Genomic DNA, 248 nt, shown 5'->3' with positions numbered 1-248 from the left:
CACCTTGCGTACCTTGTGATGGAGTACGTCAAGGGGCACACCCTTCGCGACGTGCTGACCGAGCAAGGCGCCCTCACTCCCCGCTTGGCCCTCGCCCTCATCGACCCGCTCATCGAGGGACTGGCTGCCGCGCATGCCGCAGGGCTGATCCACCGCGATGTCAAACCTGAGAATGTCCTCATAGCTGCCGATGGTCGTATCAAAGTCGGAGACTTCGGTCTCGCGCGGGCAGTCTCAGCTAATACGAG

At 62.1% G+C, this 248-nt stretch carries 1 protein-coding gene; it reads left to right on the top strand.

Features of this window, described 5'->3' with window-relative positions; translation table 11 throughout:
* Nucleotides 1–18 precede the first annotated feature (18 nt).
* The coding region (locus SB764_RS43315) for a protein kinase domain-containing protein (RefSeq protein ID WP_410867211.1) at nucleotides 19–248 on the top strand (230 nt) is incomplete at its 3' end.

The organism is Paraburkholderia sp. SIMBA_027, assembly GCF_046535315.1.
GTDB classification, from domain to species: domain Bacteria; phylum Pseudomonadota; class Gammaproteobacteria; order Burkholderiales; family Burkholderiaceae; genus Paraburkholderia; species Paraburkholderia tropica.
Note: the sequence above shows the minus strand (reverse complement) of the source record. Positions and strands in the feature narration are given on the sequence as shown.